The following is a 21029-nucleotide window of genomic DNA, read 5'->3' as shown; positions in this document are numbered from 1 at the left end:
ATGTCCTAGGGCGCGTCCGTGAGATGGGCCAGGAGGACGGGGACGTGGCTGTGCTCCGGGTCCTTCACCGCCGTCAGCAAGGTGACGCTCCCGGCGCGCGCCTGCTCGCGCAGCCGCTGGGTGGCGGGGACCTGCTCGGGACCCGCCAACTCGGCCCGGTAGCGCCGCGCGAAGTCCGCGTGGCGGTCCGGGTGGGCGTGGTACCAGGTGCGCAGCTCGGCCGACGGCGTGAGCACCTTGCACCAGTCGTCCACCGCCGCCCGCTCCTTGGACACCCCGCGCGGCCACAGCCGGTCGACCAGCACGCGCAGGCCGTCCCCGGGCGTCCACGTCGTCGTAGATCCGCCGCACCCGGAAACCCGTCGCCGCGCCCGCGTCCTTCGCCATCCCGTCCGCCTCTCCGCTCCGTCTCACTCCTTCCAGTCCACGCCTCCGGCCGCCGATCCGCCACCGCGTCGGGACCGGGCGGTCTTGTCGGGGTCGGGCCGCCCGGTCGGTCGCGGGACACCGGGTCAGGAGTCGGCCGGGCGGCCGGGGCGCAGGGCCGCCGCCGTGGCGACGGCGGTGACGGTCAGCAGGGCGGCGGCCAGCAGGAGGCAGACGCGCATGCCGGACAGGAAGCGGTCCCGGTCCGCGACCAGCGCGCCGAAGGCGGCCACGCTCAGGGCGCCCGCGATCTGGCGGCCCGCGTTGAGCACCCCGGCCGCCAGCCCGGCGCGGTCGGCGGGGGTCGCGTCCAGCAGCGCGGCGGTCAGCGGCGGTACGGCGAGCGCGCCGCCGAGGCCGAGCGGCACCATGACGACCGCGAGCAGTGCGGCCGGGGTGCGGGCGGTGACCGGCAGCAGCACCAACAGCCCGGCGACCATGAGGAGTTGACCGGCGAGCATGGGCAGCCGGGCGCCGACGGGGGCACCTCCCGCCGAAGGCGGGGAGAGGGCGGACAGCCTGCCCGAGACGATGTTGACGGCGGGGATCAGCGCCGTCATGGGCAGGAACATGAGCCCGGCGCCGAGCGGTGACTGGTCGCGCACCTGCTGGAAGAAGAGGCTGAGCACGAAGATCATCCCGTAGAAGGCGAAGCTCAGCGCGGCGCCCACCGCCACACAGACCGCGACCGTACGGTCCCTGAACAGGCCGAGCGGCACCACCGGATGCGCGCTGCGCGCCTCGATCAGGAAGAAACCGGCGAGGACGGCCACCGCGACGGCCGCCGCCACCAGCCCGAGCCCGCCGCCCTCGATGACCGCGAAGGTCAGCGCGGCCAGCCCCAGCACCGCCGTGAGCTGCCCCGGCACGTCCAGCGGCGCGGGCCTTCGCGGCGAGCGGGGCGTCCGCGCCAGCAGCACGGCGGCGAGCAGACCGACCGGCAGGTTGATGAAGAAGATGGCGCGCCAGGACCACGCCGAGGTGAGGGCGCCGCCCGCTACGGGTCCGAGCGCCACGGCCGAGGCGCCGCCCGCCGCCCACAGGGCGATGGCGCGGGCCCTGCCGATGCCGCCGGACGCCGCGCCGGACGGATGCGGGGTGGACCCGGCGTCCGGATACGCCTGCCGCACCAGGGCGAGCGAGGCGGGCAGCATCACCGAGGCGGCCGTGCCCTGCACCACGCGGGTGCCGATCAGTACGCCGAGGCCGGGCGCGAGACCGCACGCGGCCGACGCGGCGGTGAAGACCGCCATGCCCGCGCCGAAGGCGCGCCCGGCGCCGATCCGGTCCGACAGCGCCCCGGTGGAGAGCATGAAGGCGGCGAAGACCAGCGTGTAGCCGTCCACGACCCACTGGAGCGCGGCGAGGCCGCCGTGCAGATCGGTGCCGATGGACGGCAGGGCGACCGTCACGACCGAGGCGTCCAGGGTGATCACGAAGAAGCCGAGCAGGGCGGCGGCCAGGGTGCGGCCGGGCGAGGGTACGGGCGCGGACGAGGGCGCGGGTGCGGGTGCGGGCGCGGGTGCGGCGACGGGTTTCCGGGCGGCGGGCGGGGCCGCACAGTCCGGACCGGAGAGACGCGGAGACATGCGATCAGCGTGGCCGCGGCCGTCGCCGTACAGTAGTGGCCTGAATGCCACGGTCCCGGAGGTTCTGGCCATGCCCTTCACGTGTCCCCGCCCGCACCGGGTCGCGGTGATCGCCGCGCGGCCGGTGTCGATGTTCAACCTCGCCGTGCCGGAGATGCTGTTCGGCAAGGTCCGGGTGGACGGCGGGCCCGGCTACGAGGTGGAGTTGTGCACGTCTGACCCCGGCAGCGTCGGGACCGGCGGCGGGGCCGAGCTGGTGATCGGGCAGGGTCTGGACGCGGTGGAGCGCGCCGACACGGTGGTCGTGGCCGGGACCGGGTCGCGGGAGGACCCGGACCCGCGTGTCGTGGCCGTCCTGCGGCAGGCCGCGCGGGCGGGCAAGCGGGTGGCGTCCATCTGCACGGGCGCCTTCCTGCTCGCCGAGGCCGGACTGCTCGACGGCCGCCAGGCCACCACGTACTGGGAGTACACCGGCCAACTCGCCGCGCGTTACCCGGCGGTGGTCATGGAGCCCGACGTGCTCTTCGTCCAGGACGGCCAGATGCTGACGTCCTCCGGATACGCGGCGGGCATCGACCTGTGCCTGCACATCATCCGCACCGACTACGGCGCGGCCGTCGCCAACACGGTGGCCCGGCTGGCGCTGGTCGCGCCCGTACGGCACGGCGGGCAGGCGCAGTTCACCGACACACCGCTGCCCGCGGAGACCGGCACGTCGCTCGCCGCGACCCGCGCCTGGGCGATGACCCGGCTCGACGCGCCGCTCACCCTCACCGACCTCGCCCGGCACGCGGCCGTCAGCGTCCGCACCCTCAGCCGCCGCTTCCACGCCGAGACCGGACTCAGCCCCCTCCAGTGGCTGCTGCACCAACGCGTCGAGCGGGCCAAGGAGTTGCTGGAGACCACGACCCTGCCCGTCGACCAGGTCGCCCGCGCCAGCGGTCTCGGCACCGCCGACTCGCTGCGGCAGCACCTGCTGCGCAGGGCCGGGCTGACGCCGAGCGACTACCGCGCGACGTTCACCCGCCTGACGACGGCCTGACCTCTGGCCGGTGGGCGGCGGCGCTTCTCGCCGGTCCGGGCCGTACGACCGTACGACCGGCGGCCGTACGGCCCGTGACCGCCGGGTGCCTCGTACAGTGCGGTGCATGGGTGAACGCGACGTGCTGCACATCAAGGGACGGGTGCTGGTCGGGCCCGACGAGGTCAGGGACGAGCTGTGGGTGGTCGGCGGGCGGATCAGCTACGACCGCCCGGCCGCGGCTCCGGCCGCGACCGTCACCGGCTGGACCCTGCCGGGACTGGTCGACGCGCACTGCCACGTGGGACTCGACGCGCACGGCGCCGTCGACCGCGACACCGCGGAGAAGCAGGCGCTCACCGACCGGGAGGCCGGCGCGCTGCTGCTGCGCGACGCGGGCTCGCCGAGCGACACCCGCTGGACCGACGACCGCGCCGACCTGCCCAAGATCATCAGGGCGGGCCGCCACATCGCCCGCACCCGCCGGTACATCCGCAACTACGCCCACGAGATCGAGCCCGGCGACCTGACGGCGTACGTACGCCGCGAGGCGCGTCGCGGCGACGGCTGGGTGAAGCTGGTCGGCGACTGGATCGACCGGGAGGCGGGCGACCTCGCGGCGTGCTGGCCGAAGGACGCGCTCACCGAGGCCATCGCCGCCGCGCACGAGGAAGGCGCCCGCGTCACCGCGCACTGCTTCGCCGAGGACTCGCTCGCCGACCTCGTCGCCGCGGGCATCGACTGCGTCGAGCACGCCACCGGACTCACCGAGGACACCATCCCGCTCTTCGCGGAACACGGCGTCGCCATCGTCCCCACCCTGGTCAACATCGCCACCTTCCCCGCCCTGGCCGCGGGCGGCGAGGCCAAATTCCCGCGCTGGGCCGACCACTTGCGACGGCTGCACGCCCGCCGCCACGACACCGTGCGCGCCGCGTACGACGCCGGTATCGCCGTCTACGCCGGTACGGACGCGGGCGGCAGCCTCGCCCACGGCCTGATCGCCGACGAGGTCGCGGAGCTGGTCGCCGCCGGGCTGCCCGTCAACGCCGCGCTCTCCGCCGCCACGTGGGGTGCCCGCCAATGGCTGGGCCGCGAAGGGCTCACCGAGGGCGCGCCCGCCGACCTGGTGGTCTACGAGAGCGATCCGCGCGCGGACGTACGGGTGCTGGCGGCGCCGCGGCGAATCGTGCTGCGCGGCACGGTCGTCGCCTGACGGGCCGTCAGGCTCTCTCGGGGTCCTCTCGCGGTCGCGCCGTCCCGTTCGCCGCGCGCAGACGGTCGCGCCGCGCCGCTCGCGGACGCCTCCCGTGTACACCACGGCCGTTCGACGTGCGAGGACGTGAGTTGACCGACCGTGACGTACGGGGGCCGGGACGCGTTAGGCATCTTCGCGGCCGCCCGGGGCGTCAACCGAGGTGAGGGGTGTCATCCCGTGGTCCGGGTGACGCGGGGGAACGGTCGTGCGGCGAGATTCGAAGAAGTTCACGGAAACCACCCTTATGGGTGAACTGACGCCGTGTGCCCGCCAGTTCACCCTCCGTGCGTAAACATTGCCGGGTCGAGGTCCCCGGCGGCTGTCCCCAACAGTCGTGCGCCGGGGACTCCATGCCACTTGTGGGGGTTTTCCACCGTGTACCGCACCATCAACATCAGCCTGCCCGCACGCCGTTCGGCCGCCGCCATCGGCGCCGCCGTCGCCCTCGCCGCGGGCACCCTCGCCGTAGCGCCGGGCGCGCAGGCGACCCCCGCGCCGTCGGGCGGCGGCACGTCCACCGCGACCGTGCTGCGAGCGGGCCTCGACGTATCGCTGCTGAACAAGACCGTGGACGTCCCGGTGAATGTCTCGCTCAACGATGTGAAGGCGCCCGCCGACGCGAAGGAGACCGCGCTGACCGTGAAGGTCGGCAGCGGTGTCGAGCAGGGTCGCGAGATCAGCATCCTGCGGGCCGACGTCGCGACGGCGAACGCGACCGCCGACCGTTACAAGGCGGAGGGCTACGCCAACGTGGCCAAGGCCGAGGTCCATGTCCCCGGACTTCCGCTGCTCTCGTTGATCAAGCTGGACGCCGTCACGTCCAAGGCGACCTGCCAGGTGGGCCACAAGCCCACCGCCAGCTCGAAGCTGGTCGGGGTGACGATCCTCGGCAGGACCATCTCGCTCAACGCGGTCGGCACCACCGACGTCCGCGTCGGCGGGGTCGGTGAGGTCAGTCTCCAGCTCACCAACACCGTGACCACCTCCCGAACGGCCGCAGCCACCGCCCTTCAACTGAAGGTCCACATCAACCCGTTGAACCTCGGGGTCGCCGAGGTCACCGGTGACGTCACGCTGGCGCAGGCCACCTGCCGTACGCCCCAGGCCGGCGGCTCGACCGGGGGGTCGACGTCGGGAGGCAACTCCGGCGGCTCGACGAACGGCGGTTCCACGAACGGAGGCTCGACCAACGGCGGTTCCACGAGCGGAGGCTCGACCAACGGCGGTTCCACGAACGGCGGTTCCACGAACGGCGGCTCCGCCAACGGAGGTGCCGCGAACGGCGGTTCCACGAACGGGGGGTCCACCAACGGCGGCTCGACCGGCGGTTCCACGGGCGGTCACTCCACCGGCGGCTCCACCTCCGGCTCGTCCAACGGCGGTTCCGGCAACGGCGGTTCCAGCGGTACGTCCGGCTCCGCGGGCACCTCGGGCGGCTCCACCTCCGGCGGCAGCAACACCCACCCGCAGACCGGCACCGACACCTCGGTGAACACCGGCAGCCTGGCCGAGACCGGCGCCAGTTCCTCCACGCCGTACATGGCGTACGGGGCCATCGGCCTGATCGCGGTGGGCGGCGGGGCCTTCCTGCTCACCAACCGCCGCCGCAAGGCCGCCGCTTCGCGCGGCGAGTAGTCCGGCCCACCGGGGGGATGGGGGGAATACAGGGGAGGGCGGCTCCGCTCCGGGAGCCGCCCTCTACTCTGTTCCCTACGAACGGCGGCTCGACTGCCGATCGACTTGGGGATGGGCGAACGGGGCGAACGAGTAATGGTCGACGGGCTTTTCGCGGGTCGTTACGAACTGGCGGAGCTTCTCGGCTCCGGCGGAATGGCCCGGGTGCACCGCGCCCGCGACACCCGCATGGGCCGCGCCGTCGCGGTCAAGACGCTCCTGCCCGAACTGGCCAGCGACCCCGACGCGCGCCGCCGGTTCGCCCGCGAGGCGCAGGCCGCGGGAGCGCTCAACCACCCCGGCATCGTCACCGTCCACGACCAGGACGAGGTCCGCACCGACGACGACACCGTGGTGCCGTACCTGGTCATGGAGTACGTGCGGGGCAGCACGCTCGCCCAACTCGTCCGCGAGCAGGTCTGGTTCGCGCCCGAGCGCGCGGCGCGCATCGCCGCCGACGTGCTGGACGCGCTCGCCCACGCCCACAGCCACGGCACCGTCCACCGCGACGTGAAGCCCGCCAACGTGATGATCACCACCGAAGGCGCCGTCAAGGTCGCCGACTTCGGCATCGCGCACGTCCTGCACAGCGACGCCCGGCTGACCGCCACCGGCTCGGCGATCGGCACGCCCAGCTACATGTCGCCCGAGCAGATCAACGGCGTCGACGTCGACGCCCGCAGCGACGTCTACGCGGTCGGCTGCGTCCTGACCGAACTGCTCACCGGCAAACCGCCGTTCACCGACGGCAACCCGATCAACCTCATGTACTGGCACGTCCACACCCCGCCCCCGGCCCCGTCCGCCCGCAATCCGCGGGTGCCCGAGGAGTTGGACGCGCTGGTGCTGGCCGCGCTCGCCAAGGACCCGGCCGAGCGGCCCGAGGGCGCCGCCGCCTTCCGCGACCAACTGCGCGGCTGGCTGGCGGCCACCGGCTCCTCCGCGCTGACCGGACCCGCCGCTGAACCCGCGGACGGCGGTTCGGGCAAGCGGTCGTCGGCGGCCGACCCCCGGGCGACCTTCGGAGTGCCGGGCGCCGGGCTGCCCGCGCTGCCGCCCAAGGCGGACCCGGCCGGAGCAGGCACGCCGCCGCGGGCACCGCGGACCCCCGCCGGGTCGCCGGGCACGCCTTCCCCGTCCGGCGGCACGCCCTCGCCCTCGTCCGGCACCCCTTCCTCGTCCTCCGGCACGCCCTCGCCCTCGTCCGGCACTCCCTCCCCGTCCTCCGGCACTCCCTCCCCGTCCGCGGGCCGGGGCTCCTCCATACCGCCCGCCGCCGCGAGCGACGCGACCCCGCCGCCGCGCGCGGCCGGCTACCTCCAGCCGGAGCACCCCGCGTACCGCGCCCCGCAGCGCCCGGTGCCGCCGCAGTATCTGCCGAGCACCCCGCCGCCGCTCAATGTGGGCAGGCCCGCGGAGCCGCCGCGGGGCGGGGCCGGGCGCCGCCGGTGGATGGCGGGCGCGGCCGGGCTGGCGGTCACCGCGGTCGCCGTGACCGTGACGCTCACCTTCGCGCCGTTCGGCGGCAAGAAGCACGGCGACGACAAGCCCACCGACAAGCCGACCGTGCAGAACGCGGCGCTTCAACTCCACGGCGGGAAGGAGGGTTCCGGCTACAGCGGCGGGCTGAACGGGGTGGTCAGACCCTCGACGGCCACCGGCGGCACGCTGAAGCTCATCTCCTCCTACGCCTCGGAGAATCTCCTCGACCCGGCCGCCACCTACGACCAGCCGTCGTGGAATCTCCAGCGCCTCTACCTGCGCAAACTCGTGGACTACGCGCCCGCGCCCGGCGGCGCGGGCCGCAAGGTCGTCCCCGACCTCGCCACCGACACCGGCCAGGTCAGCTCCGACGGCCGCACCTGGACCTTCCGCCTCAAGGACGGCGTCACCTTCGACAACGGAGCGCCGATCACCTCCAAGGACGTCAAGTACGGCATCGAGCGGACCTTCGCCCGCGACGAGTTCCCCGGCGGCCCGACCCACCTCGTGGACCTCCTCGACCAGGGGCAGAACTACCGGGGCCCGTACACCGACAGCGACCCCGGCAAGCTCGGCCTGCGCTCGGTGGCCACACCGGACGACCGCACGATCGTCTTCCGGCTCGCCAAGCCCTACGCGGACTTCCGCTACGTCCTCGCGCTGTCGATCGGCGCGCCCGTCCCGCAGTCCGCCGACACCGGCGGCGGCAAGGACTTCGGGAAGCACCCCGTCGGCAGCGGCCCCTACCGCGTCGCGAGCTACACCTCGGGCGCCTCGGTGCACCTGGTCCGCAACACCCACTGGGACCCCAGGACCGACACCGTGCACTCGGCGCTGCCCGACGCGATCGACCTGAAGATCGTCAGCAGTCAGGACGAGGTCGAGACCGACCTGCTCGACGGCAGCGCCGACCTCGACCTGGCAGGCCAGACGGTCAGCGACCAGACCGAGACCAAGATCCTCAACGACCCGGCGCTGAAGGCCAATACGGACCTCGTCTTCAACGGCACCACCCGCTTCCTGAGCCTCCAGACCACGGTGGCGCCCTTCGACCGGTACGAGTGCCGCTGGGCCGTGCAGTACGCCATCGACAAGGCGCAGGTCCGCGCCGTGCTCGGCGGGCAGTACGCCGGCGGCGAGGTGGCCACCACGATGCTGCCGCCGACCACCGACGGATACAGCACCTCGGCCACGCCCTTCGGCACCAACGCGGGGGTTTCGTTCCCCGACGAGGCACGCAAGTACCTGGGCAAGTGCGGCAAGCCCAACGGCTTCACCGTCACCATGGCCGGGGTCAAGGCGCCGGGGCGGGTCGAGGACGCCATGCAGTCCATCCGCGGTTCCCTCGCCGAAGTCGGCATCACCGTCAAGATCGTCACGCAGGACGCCAGTACCTTCTACGATACGCTGCTGTCGCCCAGCAAGCTCAAGAGCGCCAAGTGGGGCATCGTGATGACCGGATGGGCCGCCGACTGGCCCACCGGCGGCGGCTTCCTGCGCTCGCTGATCCAGCCGGGCAGCATCAACAACTACGCCCAGCTCGACGACAGCGAGATCAACGGCCTGGTCACGCAGGCCGACGGCGTCACCGATCCGGCCAAGGCCGCGTCACTGTGGCAGGCCATCGATGCCAAGGTGATGGGCGAGGGGACCATGGTCCCGCTGATCTACACCCAGCACCTCGTCTACCGCGCCCCCCGCCTCACCAACGTCTACGAGCAGCCGGTCCTCGGCGGCGTCGACCTCACCGCCCTCGGCGTCAAGCAGTAGGCAGAAGCGGCCGGTTGAGCGCCCTGCTCTCAGGCCATGGCCGTGGCCAGGGCGTTCGCGAAGCCGTCCGTCGTACGGCGGTCGCGCACGGCGATCCGCAGCCAGTCGGGTCCGAGGCCGGGGAAGGTGTCGGCGCGCCGGACCGCGTAGCCCATCTCTCGCAGCCGGAGCCGGACGTCGGCCGCTCCGGGCATGCGCAGCAGGACGAAGGGACCGGCGGGCGCGTCGCCCGCGACCTCGACTCCGGGGAGTGCGGCCAGCCGGTCCAGCAGGTAGGCGCGGTCGCCGACCACGGTACGGGCCGCCTCCGCCGCCTCCGCGACCGCGTCCGGCTCCACGCAGGCAACGGCCGCCGCCAGGGCGGGAGTCGACACCGCCCACAGCGGCTGTGCGCTCTCCAGCGCGGCGACCGTGTCCGCGTCGCCGAGCACGTAGCCGATCCGCAGTCCGGCCAGGCCCCAGGTCTTGGTCAGGCTGCGCAGGACGAGGAGCCCCGGCACGTCCCGGCAGCCGGCCAGCGACTCGCTCTCGCCCGGCACCGCGTCCATGAACGCCTCGTCCACCACCAGCGTGCGCCCCGGACGGGCCAACTCCCGTATCAGCGCCGCCGGATGGAGGACGGACGTCGGGTTGGTCGGATTGCCGACCACCACCAGATCCGCCTCCGGCTGGACCGCCGCCGGGTCGAGCCGGAAGCCGTCGGACGCGGACAGCAGGACCCGCCGCACCTCGTGCCCGGCCGCCCGCAGCGCCGCCTCGGGTTCGGTGAACTGCGGGTGCACCACAACGGTGTGACGTGGCGTCAGTGCCCGCGCGAGCAGCACGAACGCCTCCGCCGCTCCGGCCGTCACCAGCACCTCGGCGTCCGGCCGCCCGTGGCGTAGGGCCACCGCGTGCCGCGCCGCCCGGCCGTCCGGATATCCGGCGAGGCCGGTCAGCGACCGCGCGACGCGCTCGCGCAGCCAGGGCGGGGGAGTGTTCGCGCGGACGTTGACCGCGAGGTCGATCAGGCCCTCGCCGACCTCGGCGTCACCGTGATGCCGCAAGTCGTAGCCGTCGGCGGCGACTTCGGCGCGGCGGGCCTCATGGCCGTCGGGGGTGTCGCGGCCGTACGGGTCCGGGCCGCCGCCCGCCGCCGGGTCCGGCACGCGGTCGCGGTCAGTGGGTGTGCGCATGGTGGCCGCTTCCGTGGCTGTGCGACGGGTCGTCGGGGTGGTGGTGCGGCTGCTGCGGCAGCCCGACACGGTCCTCGAAGCCGGGGAGCTTGACCCGGTACACGCACGAGTCGCAGTTCATCCGCAGGTCGCCCCGTACCGTCTCCCGGTAGCGCTCCATCACCAGCTCCGCCAACTCCGGCTCGGGGCCGATCACGTCGGCGCAGCGCAGCTCCACGTCCGGCGCTTCCCCGGCCCACTCGCGGGCCTGGTCCCGTACCCGGTCCGGCAGCACACCGGTGAACAGGAAGTACGGCAGGACGACGACGCGGCGCGCGCCCAGCTTGCGGCAGCGGTCGAGACCGGCCCGCACCGACGGTTCGGCCAGCGACACGAAGGCCGTCTCCACCCCCGCGTAACCACGGCCCTCCCACAGCAGCCGCGCCACCTTGAACACCTCGGCGTTGGCGTCCGGATCCGTCGAACCCCGGCCCACCAGCAGCACCGTGGTCTCCGCGCGGTCGGCGCCCGCCAGCGCCTCGTCCACGCGCCGCTCCAGGACCGTCAGCAGATTCGGATGCGGCCCGAGTGGGCGGCCGTACGCGAACGACGTCCCCGGATGGCGCCGCTCCTCACGGGCCAGCGCCGCCGGTATGTCGCCCTTGGCGTGCCCGGCCGACACCAGCACCAGCGGAACGGCGGCGAAGTCGCGTACGCCCGCGCCGACCAGCTCCGCCACCGAGTCCGCCAGCGGCGGCGGCGACAGCTCGATGAAGCCGCCGCCGACCGCCAACTCCGGACTGGACGCGCCCAGTTGCGCCACGAACGAGCGGAAGGCGGCCGCACCGGCCGCGTCACGCGTGCCGTGGCCGACGAGCAGAAGGGCAGGGGGGTGGGTCACTGGTCGTTCTCCTTGAAGGGATGGTCGGTGAGGTGATGGTCGGTGAGGGGACGGTCGGTGAGATGGTGTTCCGCGAGGGGATATTCCGTGTACAACAGGGCGTTGAGCGCCGCGGCGGCCACCGCGGAGCCGCCCTTCTCCGAGACGTTGCTGACCGCGGGCAGCCCCGACGCCCGCAGCCGCGCCTTGCTCTCCGCCGCGCCGACGAAGCCGACCGGCAGCCCGATCACCAACGCGGGCGCCGCGTCCAGGTTCAGCAACTCCTCCAGCGCCGTGGGCGCGCATCCGACCACCCACACCGCGCCCGGCCCGACCTCCGCGTACGCCAGCCGTATCGCGTGCGCGCTGCGCGTCAGTCCCGGCCCGGACGCCGCGTCCGTGAGCCGGCACACCGAGGACCGTGCCGTGATCCCGGACGCGACCATCTCCACGTCCGCCACGATCGGCGCGCCCGCGTGCAACGCGGCGTGCGCGTAACGGAGTTCCGACTCCTCGCACACCAGGTCCTCCGCGTACCCGAGGTCCGCGCTCGAATGGATCACGCGCTCCACGACGGCCCGTCGCAGCGGCGTCATCCCTGAGGTGTCGAGCCGGGACCGCAGGATGCGGAAGGACTCCTGCTCGATGGGGTGGACCGTACGGTTCACGCGGCTTCTCCTCCGGAGGGGGTGGGGGCGGTCGGGGCTTGTGGGAACGGGTGACGGGGCGCCGTCATGTCTGCCAGCGGTAGCCGCGGGGGGTCACCATGCGGCCGGAGACGATACGGCTGGCGGTGTTGCCGACGGTCACGACCGTCACCATGTCGACCGTGCCGACGTCGAGGTCGGCGAGCGTCGTGACCTCGACCCGCTCGTCCGGGCGGGACGCCGCGTGGACGACGCCGACCGGAGTCAGCGGGGTGCGGTGCTCGGCCAGGACGGACAGCGCCTTGGGCAACTGCCAGGCACGCCCGCGGCTGCGGGGGTTGTAGAAGGTCACGACCAGGTCGGACTCGGCGGCGGCCCGCACGCGCCGTTCGATCACGTCCCAGGGTGTGTGCAGGTCGGACAGGCTGATCGAGACGTGGTCGTGGCCGAGCGGCGCGCCCAGCAGGGCGGCTGCCGCCAGGGCGGCGGTCACGCCCGGTACGCCGATCACGTCGATGTCGTCGGCCGCCTCCGCCAGCGCGGGGGAGGCCATCGCATAGACCCCGGCGTCACCGCTCCCGATCAGCGCGACGGCGTGCCCGGCGCGGGCCTCGGCGACGGCGGTGCGGGCCCGTTCCTCCTCCGCGCCGAGCCCCGACTCCAGCACGCGGGTGCCGGGCAGCAGCAGGTCGCGGATCTGGTCGACGTACTGGTCGAGGCCGACGATCACGGACGCGCGGCGCAGTTCCGCCACGGCGCGCGGTGTCACCAGGTCGCGGGCGCCGGGGCCCAGGCCCACCACGGCCAGCCGTCCGCGCGGTCGGCGCCGCGCGACGGCGGCTGTCGCCATCGCCGACTTCCGCTTCTCCACGATCAGTTGGCCGCCGGTCCCGGCGGCCAGGATCGCCGCCGCCTCCGCCACGGACGGTGTCCCGACCGCGGCGAGCGGCGCCGCCGAGGGGTTCGGCACGGCCGTCCTCGCCAGTTCCGCTGCCGCGTACGTCAGCAACGGCACCCCGAACTCCGCCGCCGCGGCCACGATCCCCTCCTCCCCGGCCTTCGCGTCCACCGTCGCCAGGGCGCTCACGCTCTTCTGCGCCAGCCCCGCCTCCGCCAGGGTGCTGCGCACCAGCCCGACCACTTCCTCCCGCCCGACCCCCCGGCTTCCCCCCACCCCCACCACCAACGACGGCGGCCTCACAAACACCGCGACGCCCCCCTCATCTCCCCCCACCACCCGATCCGTCACCCACACCGCATACCCACCCGCGCCCGCCGGACGGGGGACGGCGGTGTTCGGCGGTGCCGAGGTCAGCTCGCGCTGGGCCGGGGGCTCGGGGCGGAGCGTGAACGGCTGGTCCTGCCCGGCCACAGTCCGGGGGCCTTCGGGGGGCGACGGTTCACCCGAATGCGCTGGGGTCCACTCTGCCGAGACCACCGTCAGGGGAAAGGCGGGGAGGGGCCAGGTCTGGTCGGTGTGGAGGCGGACGGGGGTGCCGTCGAGGAGGGCGCGGGTGAGGGGGGCCAGGGGCCCGTCCGTGGGGTAGGGGAGGGCGTCGAGCGCGGGGGTGCCGACGGAGTCGGTCGCGGTGGTGATGACGGGTGCGGACCCGAGGACGGAGGAGACGGCCGAGGCCAGAGCGTTGGCGCCGCCGCCGTGCCCGCCGAGGAGGGCGACGGCGTGGCGGTGGGCCTCGTCGACGGTGACGACACCGGGATCCTCGGCCTTGCCGCGCAGCAGCGGGGCGAGGAGCCGCACGGCGGCGCCGGTCGCGAGGAAGAGGACGAGCTGGTCGCACTCGGCGAAGGCCGTCGCCACGACGGACCGCAGCGGACGGTCCGCGCCGTCCCCGTACAGCACCGTCCTGCCGGGCCACGCGGCGGCGAGCCGCTCGCATCCGGTGCGCCCCGCCGCGGTGGCGTGGATGAGGCCGATCACGAGAGCTCTCCTTCTTGGGGTGCGGGGCGCCGGGCCCACAGCACGAACACGGGATTCGTCGCGGCCAGCCGCGCCACCTCCCCGGGCAGCGGCGCGAGCCGCGACGACTGGAGCAGGACACCGTCGGGCACCAGCCCGGCGGCCCGCAGGGCACCGCGGACCTCCGCCACCCGGTCCACGGCGGCGAGCGTCACCACGACGGTCCGCCGCGCCCGCCGGGCGCACGCCGCGACGATCGCGGCCAGCTCCCGCCCGCCGCCGCCGACGAAGACGGCGTCGGGGTCGGGCAGTCCGTCGAGCGCGGCGGGCGCGTCCCCGTGCACGACCTGCACGTCCACGCCGTGCGCGACGGCGTTCGCCCGTATCCGCTCGACGCCGTCGGCCGTTTTCTCCACGGCGACCACGGCGGCGCCGAACCGCGCGCACTCCACGGCCACGGAACCGGACCCGGCCCCGACGTCCCACACCAGGTCCCCGGTGCGCGGCCCGAGCCGGGCCAGGGCCAGGGCCCGTACCTCGAACTTGGTGACCATGGAGTCGCGGTGCGCGAACTCCTCCTCGGGCAGCGCCCATTGGGCGGGTGCGGGCGGCGGCCCCGCGACCGTACGGGAGACGTCGGCCCGTTCGCCGAAGGAGTCCGCCGCCAGGCACAGCACCACCGCGACCCCGGCCCCCGACCAGTCCCGTTCGGCGGCCCGCGCGGGCGAGACCCGCTCGACGCGCTCGGCGTCCGTACCGAGCCCGGAGGCGACAACGAGGGTACGGTCCAGGCCGGTACGGGCCAGCGCCGCGCCCAACTCGGCCGGTCCCGCGCCGGGTCCGGTCAATACGGCCGTTTTGGGGTGCGCCCGGCACACATGGACGGCGGTGCGCAGATCGCGTCCGTGCGCGCTGACCACCACCGCGTCGTCCCAGCGCAGCCCGAGCCGGGCGAAGGCCACCGCGACGGACGGGGACGACGGCCGTACGTCGAGCGCCGCCGCGCCGAACCGCGCGCCCAACGCCCGTACGATCCCGAAGAATCCGGGGTCGCCCGAGGCGAGCACGACCACGCGGGCACCGGGCGCGGCCACGTACTCCGCGATCGTGTCGAGCGCGGGTGCGAGCGGCCCGAGCAGCACGCGCCGTGCCCCGGCGGGCAGTTGGACCGCGTCGAGGTGCCGGGCGGCGCCGACGACCAGATCGGCGGCGCCGACGTCGGGCACCGGGCCGCCCGTACCCACGCCGAGGACGGTGATCACGCCGTCACCCATGGGACTCACGCGGGTCCCCCGAAGCGCGGGACTCCTCCGGCGTACGGGACTCTCCCGGAGCACGGGACTCCCGCAGGGCGCGCCGCGCCACCGGATCGGCCCGCCGGAAACCGTGGAAGTGGCCGGGGTGATAGAGGTGCGAGCGCGTCCCGGAGGCGGCGAGCGCGGGTCCGACCAGGAAGAGCGTGTGCTTCCAGAGCTTGTGCTCCTTGACGGTGGCCTCCATCGTGCCGACCGTGCAGCGCAGCAACAGCTCCTCGGGCCAGGTGACCTGATGGGCGATCAGCACCGGGGTGCCGGTGACGTAGCCGCCCTCCAGCAGCTCGGCGGCGAGCTGCCCGGACCGCGCCGCGGACAGGAACACCGCCATCGTCGTACCGTGCCGGGCGAATTCCCTGACCTCCTCGCCCGGCGGCATCGGCGTCTTGCCACCGCCCAGCCGGGTCAGGATCACCGACTGCGCGACCTCGGGAATCGTCAACTCCCGCCCTGCCAGGGCCGCGACGGCCGAGAACGACGACACCCCCGGCACGATCTCCACCTCGATGCCGAGCCCCGCGCAGCGGTCCACCTGCTCCTGCGTGCCGCCCCACAGCGCCGGATCGCCCGAGTGGATCCGTGCCACCCGCAGCCCCTCGCGCAGCGCCCGCTCGTACACCGCGACCACGTCCTCCAGCGACATCGCCGCGGAGTCCAGGATCTCCGCGCCGTCGCGGGCGTGCCGCAGCACCTCGGCCTGCACCAGGCTCGCCGCCCAGATGACGACGTCCGCCTCCGCGATGGCCCGCGCCGCCCGGAAGGTCAGCAGATCCGCCGCGCCGGGGCCCGCGCCGACGATCGTCACCTTCGCGCCGTTTGCGGCGCCCGTCCCCGGTTCCGTCGCGCCGCTCACAGCTTTCCTCCCCGGCCGCCGTCGCGCCGCGCGGGCGCGATCAGGGTCGACAGGTACGGCAGCGCGCCGTCCCGCAGCTCCTCCGCCAACTCCTTGGCGGGCCTGATCGATTCACCGGGCAGCCCCAGCGAACTGCCCCACACCGCGCCCTCGGTCCTGCCGGTCTCCCGCAGCGCCGCCGCCACTTCCCCGGCCAGCCGCCCGAATTTGTACGCCACCACCGTGCCGGGCCCCTCCAGCGCCGCCCGCAGCACCGCGGCCCCCGCAGTCACCGGCACCAGCGTCAACGGCTCGGTCCCCTCGGTGAGTACGGCCCCGCTGCGCGCCGCCAGATCCTGCATCGCCGTGATGCCGGGCACCGTCTCGATCCGTACCCCGGCCACCGACTCCGTGACCGTCTGCGCCAGATACGTGAACGTCGAGTACACATTCGGGTCGCCGATCGTCGCGAAGGCCACCGTCCCGTGCTCCCGCAGGAGTTCGGCCACCCGCGCGCCCGCCGCGTCCCACGCCGCCTCCCGCCGCGCCCGGTCGGTCCGCTCGTTCAGCGCGAACACCACCCGGACGATCCGCGCCGCGTCCACGTAGTGCAGTACGGTCGCCTCCGCCCGTCCCCGCTCGCCCGTGTCGAGTACCGGTACGACGACCACGGCCGCCGCCCGCAGCGCGTTCACTCCTTTGACGGTCACCAGTTCCGGGTCGCCGGGGCCCACCCCGACTCCGGTCAGCAGCGCGGTCATTCGGCACACCTCTCTACGAAGCGCCGCGCCAGTGACGGCTCGGCGGCCCAGTGCACATGCAGATACGAGGCATGCACGTTCTTCTCCACGAAGCCGTCGACCCTGCGGGCGGCTTCTCCCGTGAAACCCCAGGCCGGGGTGGCGCCCGCGCCCGGCTCCACGCGGGTCCTGTGGAACTCGTGGCCCCGCAGGCGGGTGCCGGCCGCCGCCAGCACGCTGTCGCTCAGCGCGACGGCCTCGCGGTAGCCCAGCGTCAGGCGGTCGGTCATCGTGGCCGTGGCGTTCAGTACCCCGCACATCGGGGCGCCGTCCAACTCCCTTGTCAGGTAAAGGAGTCCGGCGCACTCCGCCGCGATCGGGCCTTCGAAGGCGGCGACCGCCTCGCGCAGCCGCTCATTCGCCGACAGGTCGGCGGCGTGCATCTCGGGGAAGCCGCCGCCGAGGATCACGCCGCGCGTACCCTCCGGCAACTCCTCGTCCCGCAGCGGGTCGAACCCCACCACCTCCGCCCCCGCCGCCCGCAGCAGCTCCGCCTGCTCCTCGTACCCGAACGTGAACGCCGCCCCACCCGCGACAGCCACCACCGCGCCCCTCCCCGCATCCGAGCCCGAACCCCCGGCCCCACCCGCGGCGGCAGTTGGGGGAGGGGCCGGGGCGGAGCCACGGTTTCGGGGAGGGGCGGGGTGGGGGAAAGCGGCGCCGCAGGCCGCCAGCTCGGACAGCGGGTCCCAGGCGGTGCCCGGCAGGTCCGGGGCGCTGCGCGCCAGGGAGAGGAGCGCGGGCAGATCGCAGGCACCGCGCACGAGCGCGGCGAGCTCACGGACCCACCCCACGGCGTCACCCCGCCGCTCGGCGACAGGAATGAGCCCGAGGTGCCGGGACGGCACATGAAGCAGCGGCGCGCGCCGCAGCACACCGAGCACGGGAACCCCGGACTCGTCGAGCGCGGCCCGCAAAAGGGCCTCGTGCCGATCGGAAGCGACCTGATTGAGAACGACCCCGCCGATCCGCACCTCGGGATCCCAGGAGGCGAAGCCATGGACGAGCGCGGCGACGGACCGCGACTGCGCGCCGGCGTCCACGACGAGAACCACCGGCGCCCGGAGAATCTTGGCGACCTGCGCGGTGGAGCCCAGCTCCCCGCGCCCCGCGGCACCGTCGAAGAGCCCCATGACGCCCTCGACGACGGCGAGTTCGCATCCGGCGGCGCCGTGCGCGAAGAGCGGGACGACACGGTCGGGCCCGCACAGAAAGGGATCGAGGTTGCGACCGGGCCGCCCGGCGGCGAGCGAGTGGTAGCCGGGATCGATGTAGTCGGGCCCGACCTTGTGCGGGGACACGGCGAGCCCGGCCTCGGCGAAGGCGGCCAACAGCCCGGTGGCGACGGTGGTCTTGCCGCTGCCGGAGGCGGGCGCGGCCACCACGAGGCGCGGGACGTTCACCACTCGATGCCCCTCTGCCCCTTCTGTCCCGCGTCCATGGGGTGCTTGACCTTGGACATGTCGGTGACGAGGTCGGCGGCGTCGACCAGCGCGGGCGGCGCGTTGCGGCCGGTGATGACGACGTGCTGGGCGCCGGGCCGGTCGCGGAGCACGGCGACGACCTCGTCGGTGTCGACCCACCCCCAGTGCATGGGGTACGCGAACTCGTCCAGCACGTAGAGCCGGTACGTCTCGGCGGCCAGGTCCCGCTTGACCTGCTCCCACCCCTCGCGGGCCGCGTCCTCGCTGGACTCCAGGGACCGCTGCACCCAGGACCAGCCCTCGCCCATCTTGTGCCAGGCGACGGTCCCGCCCTCGCCGGAGTCGCCGAGCACGCGCAGCGCCCGCTCCTCGCCGACCTTCCACTTGGCGGACTTGACGAATTGGAACACCCCGACCGGCCAGCCCTGGTTCCAGGCGCGCAGCGCGAGACCGAAGGCGGCGGTCGACTTCCCCTTGCCGACCCCGGTGTGCACGATCGTCAGCGGCCGGTTCCTGCGCTGACGGGTCGTCAAACCGTCGTCGGGTACGGCACTCGGCTGCCCCTGCGGCATTACGCGGCCCTCCGTACGTCGTTGACGAGCGCGGACACCGTGTCGGCGCGCAGTTCCTCCAGCGTCACCGCGACGCCGCCCAACTCCTGTGCCAGCGCGCCCGCGAGGCCGAGCCTGACCGGGCCCGACTCGCAGTCCACGACCACCGAGGCGGTGCCTTCTGCGGCCAGCAGCCGGGCCGCCCGCGCGGCGAGCGCCATCGGTTCCAGACCGCTCTTGACCGTGCTGCCCGCCGCCGCCCGGCTGCCGGTCGCCCGGCCGTCCGTCACCACGATCAGCAGCGGGCGCCGCGTGGCGTCCCGCAACCGCTCCATGCGCAGCACCTCACGCGCCTTGAGCAGCCCGGCGGCCAGCGGCGTACGCCCGCCGGTCGGCAGCTTCTCCAGCCGGGCCGCGCCCGCCTCCACCGACGACGTCGGCGGCAGCACGAGGTCGGCGTCCGCGCCCCGGAAGGTGACCAGACCGACCTTGTCGCGCCGCTGGTACGCGTCCAGCAGCAGCGACAGCACCGCGCCCTTGACCGCGGTCATCCGCTCCCGCGCCGCCATCGAGCCGGACGCGTCCACCACGAACAGCACGAGATTGCCCTCGCGGCCCTCCCTGACCGCCTGCCGCAGATCGTCCCGGCGGATCACGAGCCCCGCGCCCGACCGGCCGCGCGCCCGCTGGTACGGGGCCGCCGCCTGCACGGTGGCCGCCAGATGCAGCTTGCCCAGCGAGCCGCGCGGGCGCCTGGCGGAGGTCGTCCTGCCGTGCGCCGTACGGGCCCTGGACCTGCGTCCGGCCGCGCCCTCGCCGATGCCCGGCACATCGAAGTGCCGCGTCCTGTACGGGTCCCCGGCGCCGACCGCCGAGCGCTCGCCCTTGGGCCCGGAGCCGTCGCCCGCGCTGTCGCCCGCACCCGCGCTCGCGGCGGGGGAGTCCTGGCCCGCGGGCGCGTCCTGCTCGCCGCCGGGCTGTTCCCGCGAGCCGCCCTGCGGGCCGCCCTCCGGTTCCCGAGGCCCGGACGGCCCGCCGCCGGGGCCGTCCGGGTCGGTGTCCGGGTCGTCGTCCCCCTCGCCGTCCCGCCCGTCGCCCTGCTCTCCCTCTCCCTCGCCGGCCCCGCGCTCCCGCTCCAGCGTCTCGTCCAGCTTGTCCTCGTCTAGACCGGGCGCGTCAAAGGGGTTGCGACGCCGCCGGTGGGGCAGCGCCAACAACGCGGCCTGCCGTACGTCCTCGGCGAGGACGACCGTGCGGCCCGCCCACGCGGCCAGCGCCGTCGCCGTACGCGCCATGACGATGTCCGCGCGCATCCCGTCCACCTCGAACGCCGCGCACGTCGCCGCGATCTGCCGCAGCGCGCCGTCGCCCAGGCGTACCGATGGCAGCAACCGCCGCGCGGCGGCTATCCGTTCACGCACCGCCTGCTCGTCGGCCGCCCAACGCGCCCCGAAACCGGCCGGATCCGCGTCGTACGCCAGCCGCCGCCTGACCACCTCGACGCGCTCGTCGGTCTCCCGCGAGGCCGCGACCTCGACCGTCAGGCCGAACCGGTCGAGCAACTGCGGGCGCAGCTCGCCCTCTTCCGGGTTCATCGTGCCGACCAGCAGGAAGCGGGCCGCGTGCCGGACGGAGACGCCTTCGCGCTCCACGTAGCTCGCGCCCATCGCCGCCGCGTCCAGCAGCAGGTCCACCAAGTGGTCGTGGAGCAGATTCACCTCGTCCACGTACAGCACGCCGCGGTGCGCCGCCGCCAACAGGCCCGGCTCGTACGCCTTCACGCCCTCCGACAGGGCGCGCTCGATGTCCAGCGCGCCCACCAGTCGGTCCTCGCTCGCGCCGACCGGCAGCTCAACCACCCGCGCCGCGCGGGCCGTTCCCCCGCCCGCCTCATGCGGGCCGTCCGGGCACTGCGCGTCCGGGGCCGCCGGGTCGCAGGAGAACCTGCACCCCGGCACCACCGGTACGTCCGGCAGCAGTGTCGACAGCGCTCGCACCGCGGTGCTCTTCGCGGTGCCCTTCTCCCCCCTGACCAGCACCCCGCCCACCGCCGGGCTCACGGCGTTCAACAGCAGCGCCAACCGCAGGTCTTCCTGGCCCACCAGGGCCGTGAACGGATACGGCGTACTCACGATGCCTCCTCGTACGTGCACATGCGGTTCGCTGACATCTCTCCCCCCACCCCGCCCCTCCCCGAAGCCCTCAATCGCCGGGCGGGCTGGAGAACCGGGGTGGGGTGCGCGCGGGCGGCTTCCGCCTGCGGCTGCCGGACGGTGGGTGCTGCGCATGC

Annotated in this window: 14 protein-coding genes and 2 pseudogenes; 4 read left to right on the top strand and 12 right to left on the bottom strand. The window is 74.4% G+C overall.

What is annotated here, in order from left to right:
* Positions 1-5 precede the first annotated feature (5 nt).
* Together ACZ37P_RS00390 and ACZ37P_RS00385 are read right to left on the bottom strand one after the other, a co-directional pair.
* Positions 6-387 (bottom strand): annotated as a pseudogene (locus tag ACZ37P_RS00390) (DUF488 domain-containing protein).
* Positions 388-512: 125 nt separating this feature from the next.
* A complete protein-coding gene (locus ACZ37P_RS00385) occupies positions 513-2015 on the bottom strand; it encodes an MFS transporter (protein ID WP_467344150.1) in 1503 nt (500 codons plus the stop codon).
* A gap of 70 nt (positions 2016-2085) precedes the next feature.
* Between ACZ37P_RS00385 and ACZ37P_RS00380 the strand changes: the two genes are divergently transcribed.
* The 4 genes from ACZ37P_RS00380 (at position 2086) to ACZ37P_RS00365 (ending at position 9220) form a co-directional block, all read left to right on the top strand.
* A complete protein-coding gene (locus tag ACZ37P_RS00380) occupies positions 2086-3057 on the top strand; it encodes a GlxA family transcriptional regulator (RefSeq protein ID WP_355333782.1) in 972 nt (323 codons plus the stop codon).
* 106 nt (positions 3058-3163) lie between these two features.
* On the top strand, positions 3164-4252 hold the full coding sequence (locus ACZ37P_RS00375) for an amidohydrolase family protein (RefSeq protein ID WP_401313268.1): 1089 nt from the start codon (positions 3164-3166) through the stop codon (positions 4250-4252).
* Between the two features lie 417 nt (positions 4253-4669).
* Entirely contained in the window at positions 4670-5929 is a 1260-nt protein-coding gene (locus tag ACZ37P_RS00370) for an SCO1860 family LAETG-anchored protein (RefSeq protein ID WP_467344147.1), read from the top strand.
* Positions 5930-6064: 135 nt separating this feature from the next.
* Positions 6065-9220, top strand: coding sequence for an ABC transporter substrate-binding protein (locus ACZ37P_RS00365; protein WP_467344145.1), 3156 nt, complete (start codon positions 6065-6067; stop codon positions 9218-9220).
* 29 nt (positions 9221-9249) lie between these two features.
* Here the strand turns inward: ACZ37P_RS00365 and cobC are convergent, their stop codons facing one another.
* From cobC to ACZ37P_RS00315, 10 genes and pseudogenes are all read right to left on the bottom strand, one after another.
* On the bottom strand, positions 9250-10395 hold the full coding sequence (cobC, locus tag ACZ37P_RS00360; protein WP_467344144.1) for an Rv2231c family pyridoxal phosphate-dependent protein CobC: 1146 nt from the start codon (positions 10393-10395) through the stop codon (positions 9250-9252).
* Positions 10379-11275: a sirohydrochlorin chelatase gene (locus ACZ37P_RS00355; RefSeq protein WP_467344142.1), complete on the bottom strand. Its 897-nt coding sequence runs from the start codon at positions 11273-11275 to the stop codon at positions 10379-10381. The genes cobC and ACZ37P_RS00355 overlap by 17 nt, the downstream gene beginning before the upstream one ends.
* A complete protein-coding gene (locus ACZ37P_RS00350) occupies positions 11272-11922 on the bottom strand; it encodes a precorrin-8X methylmutase (RefSeq protein WP_355333767.1) in 651 nt (216 codons plus the stop codon). The genes ACZ37P_RS00355 and ACZ37P_RS00350 overlap by 4 nt, the downstream gene beginning before the upstream one ends.
* A gap of 64 nt (positions 11923-11986) precedes the next feature.
* Positions 11987-13840, bottom strand: coding sequence for a precorrin-3B C(17)-methyltransferase (cobJ, locus tag ACZ37P_RS00345; RefSeq protein WP_467344139.1), 1854 nt, complete (start codon positions 13838-13840; stop codon positions 11987-11989).
* Positions 13837-15081 carry a precorrin-6y C5,15-methyltransferase (decarboxylating) subunit CbiE gene (gene cbiE / locus ACZ37P_RS00340; protein WP_467344598.1) on the bottom strand — a complete coding sequence of 415 codons (1245 nt, stop codon included), beginning with the start codon at positions 15079-15081 and terminating at the stop codon, positions 13837-13839. The genes cobJ and cbiE overlap by 4 nt, the downstream gene beginning before the upstream one ends.
* A gap of 82 nt (positions 15082-15163) precedes the next feature.
* Positions 15164-15985 (bottom strand): annotated as a pseudogene (gene cobM / locus ACZ37P_RS00335) (precorrin-4 C(11)-methyltransferase); the annotation flags it as partial.
* On the bottom strand, positions 15982-16725 hold the full coding sequence (cobI, locus tag ACZ37P_RS00330; protein WP_467344137.1) for a precorrin-2 C(20)-methyltransferase: 744 nt from the start codon (positions 16723-16725) through the stop codon (positions 15982-15984). The pseudogene cobM and the gene cobI, both read right to left, overlap by 4 nt.
* The gene (locus ACZ37P_RS00325; RefSeq protein WP_467344135.1) at positions 16722-18170 is read right to left on the bottom strand and encodes a cobyrinate a,c-diamide synthase; all 1449 of its coding nucleotides are present in this window, start codon (positions 18168-18170) and stop codon (positions 16722-16724) included. The genes cobI and ACZ37P_RS00325 overlap by 4 nt, the downstream gene beginning before the upstream one ends.
* Positions 18164-18760, bottom strand: coding sequence for a cob(I)yrinic acid a,c-diamide adenosyltransferase (gene cobO, locus ACZ37P_RS00320; protein WP_355333755.1), 597 nt, complete (start codon positions 18758-18760; stop codon positions 18164-18166). The genes ACZ37P_RS00325 and cobO overlap by 7 nt, the downstream gene beginning before the upstream one ends.
* Positions 18760-20871, bottom strand: a complete 2112-nt coding sequence (locus ACZ37P_RS00315) for a putative cobaltochelatase (protein ID WP_467344133.1) — start codon at positions 20869-20871, stop codon at positions 18760-18762. Before ACZ37P_RS00315 ends, cobO begins: the two co-directional genes overlap by 1 nt.
* Positions 20872-21029 lie beyond the last annotated feature (158 nt).

This window comes from Streptomyces sp. NPDC024632 (assembly GCF_055559175.1).
The sequence above is the reverse complement of the archived record's forward strand: the minus strand, read 5'-3'. Positions and strand labels throughout refer to the sequence as shown.

Excerpts from the sequence above, each read along its gene's own strand:
- ACZ37P_RS00385 (WP_467344150.1), bottom strand. The coding sequence starts at position 2,015 with ATGTCTCCGCGTCTCTCCGGTCCGGACTGTGCGGCCCCGCCCGCCGCC.
- ACZ37P_RS00380 (WP_355333782.1), top strand. The coding sequence starts at position 2,086 with ATGCCCTTCACGTGTCCCCGCCCGCACCGGGTCGCGGTGATCGCCGCG.
- ACZ37P_RS00375 (WP_401313268.1), top strand. The coding sequence starts at position 3,164 with ATGGGTGAACGCGACGTGCTGCACATCAAGGGACGGGTGCTGGTCGGG.
- ACZ37P_RS00365 (WP_467344145.1), top strand. The coding sequence starts at position 6,065 with ATGGTCGACGGGCTTTTCGCGGGTCGTTACGAACTGGCGGAGCTTCTC.
- cobC (WP_467344144.1), bottom strand. The coding sequence starts at position 10,395 with ATGCGCACACCCACTGACCGCGACCGCGTGCCGGACCCGGCGGCGGGC.
- cobI (WP_467344137.1), bottom strand. The coding sequence starts at position 16,725 with ATGACCGCGCTGCTGACCGGAGTCGGGGTGGGCCCCGGCGACCCGGAA.
- cobO (WP_355333755.1), bottom strand. The coding sequence starts at position 18,760 with ATGCCGCAGGGGCAGCCGAGTGCCGTACCCGACGACGGTTTGACGACC.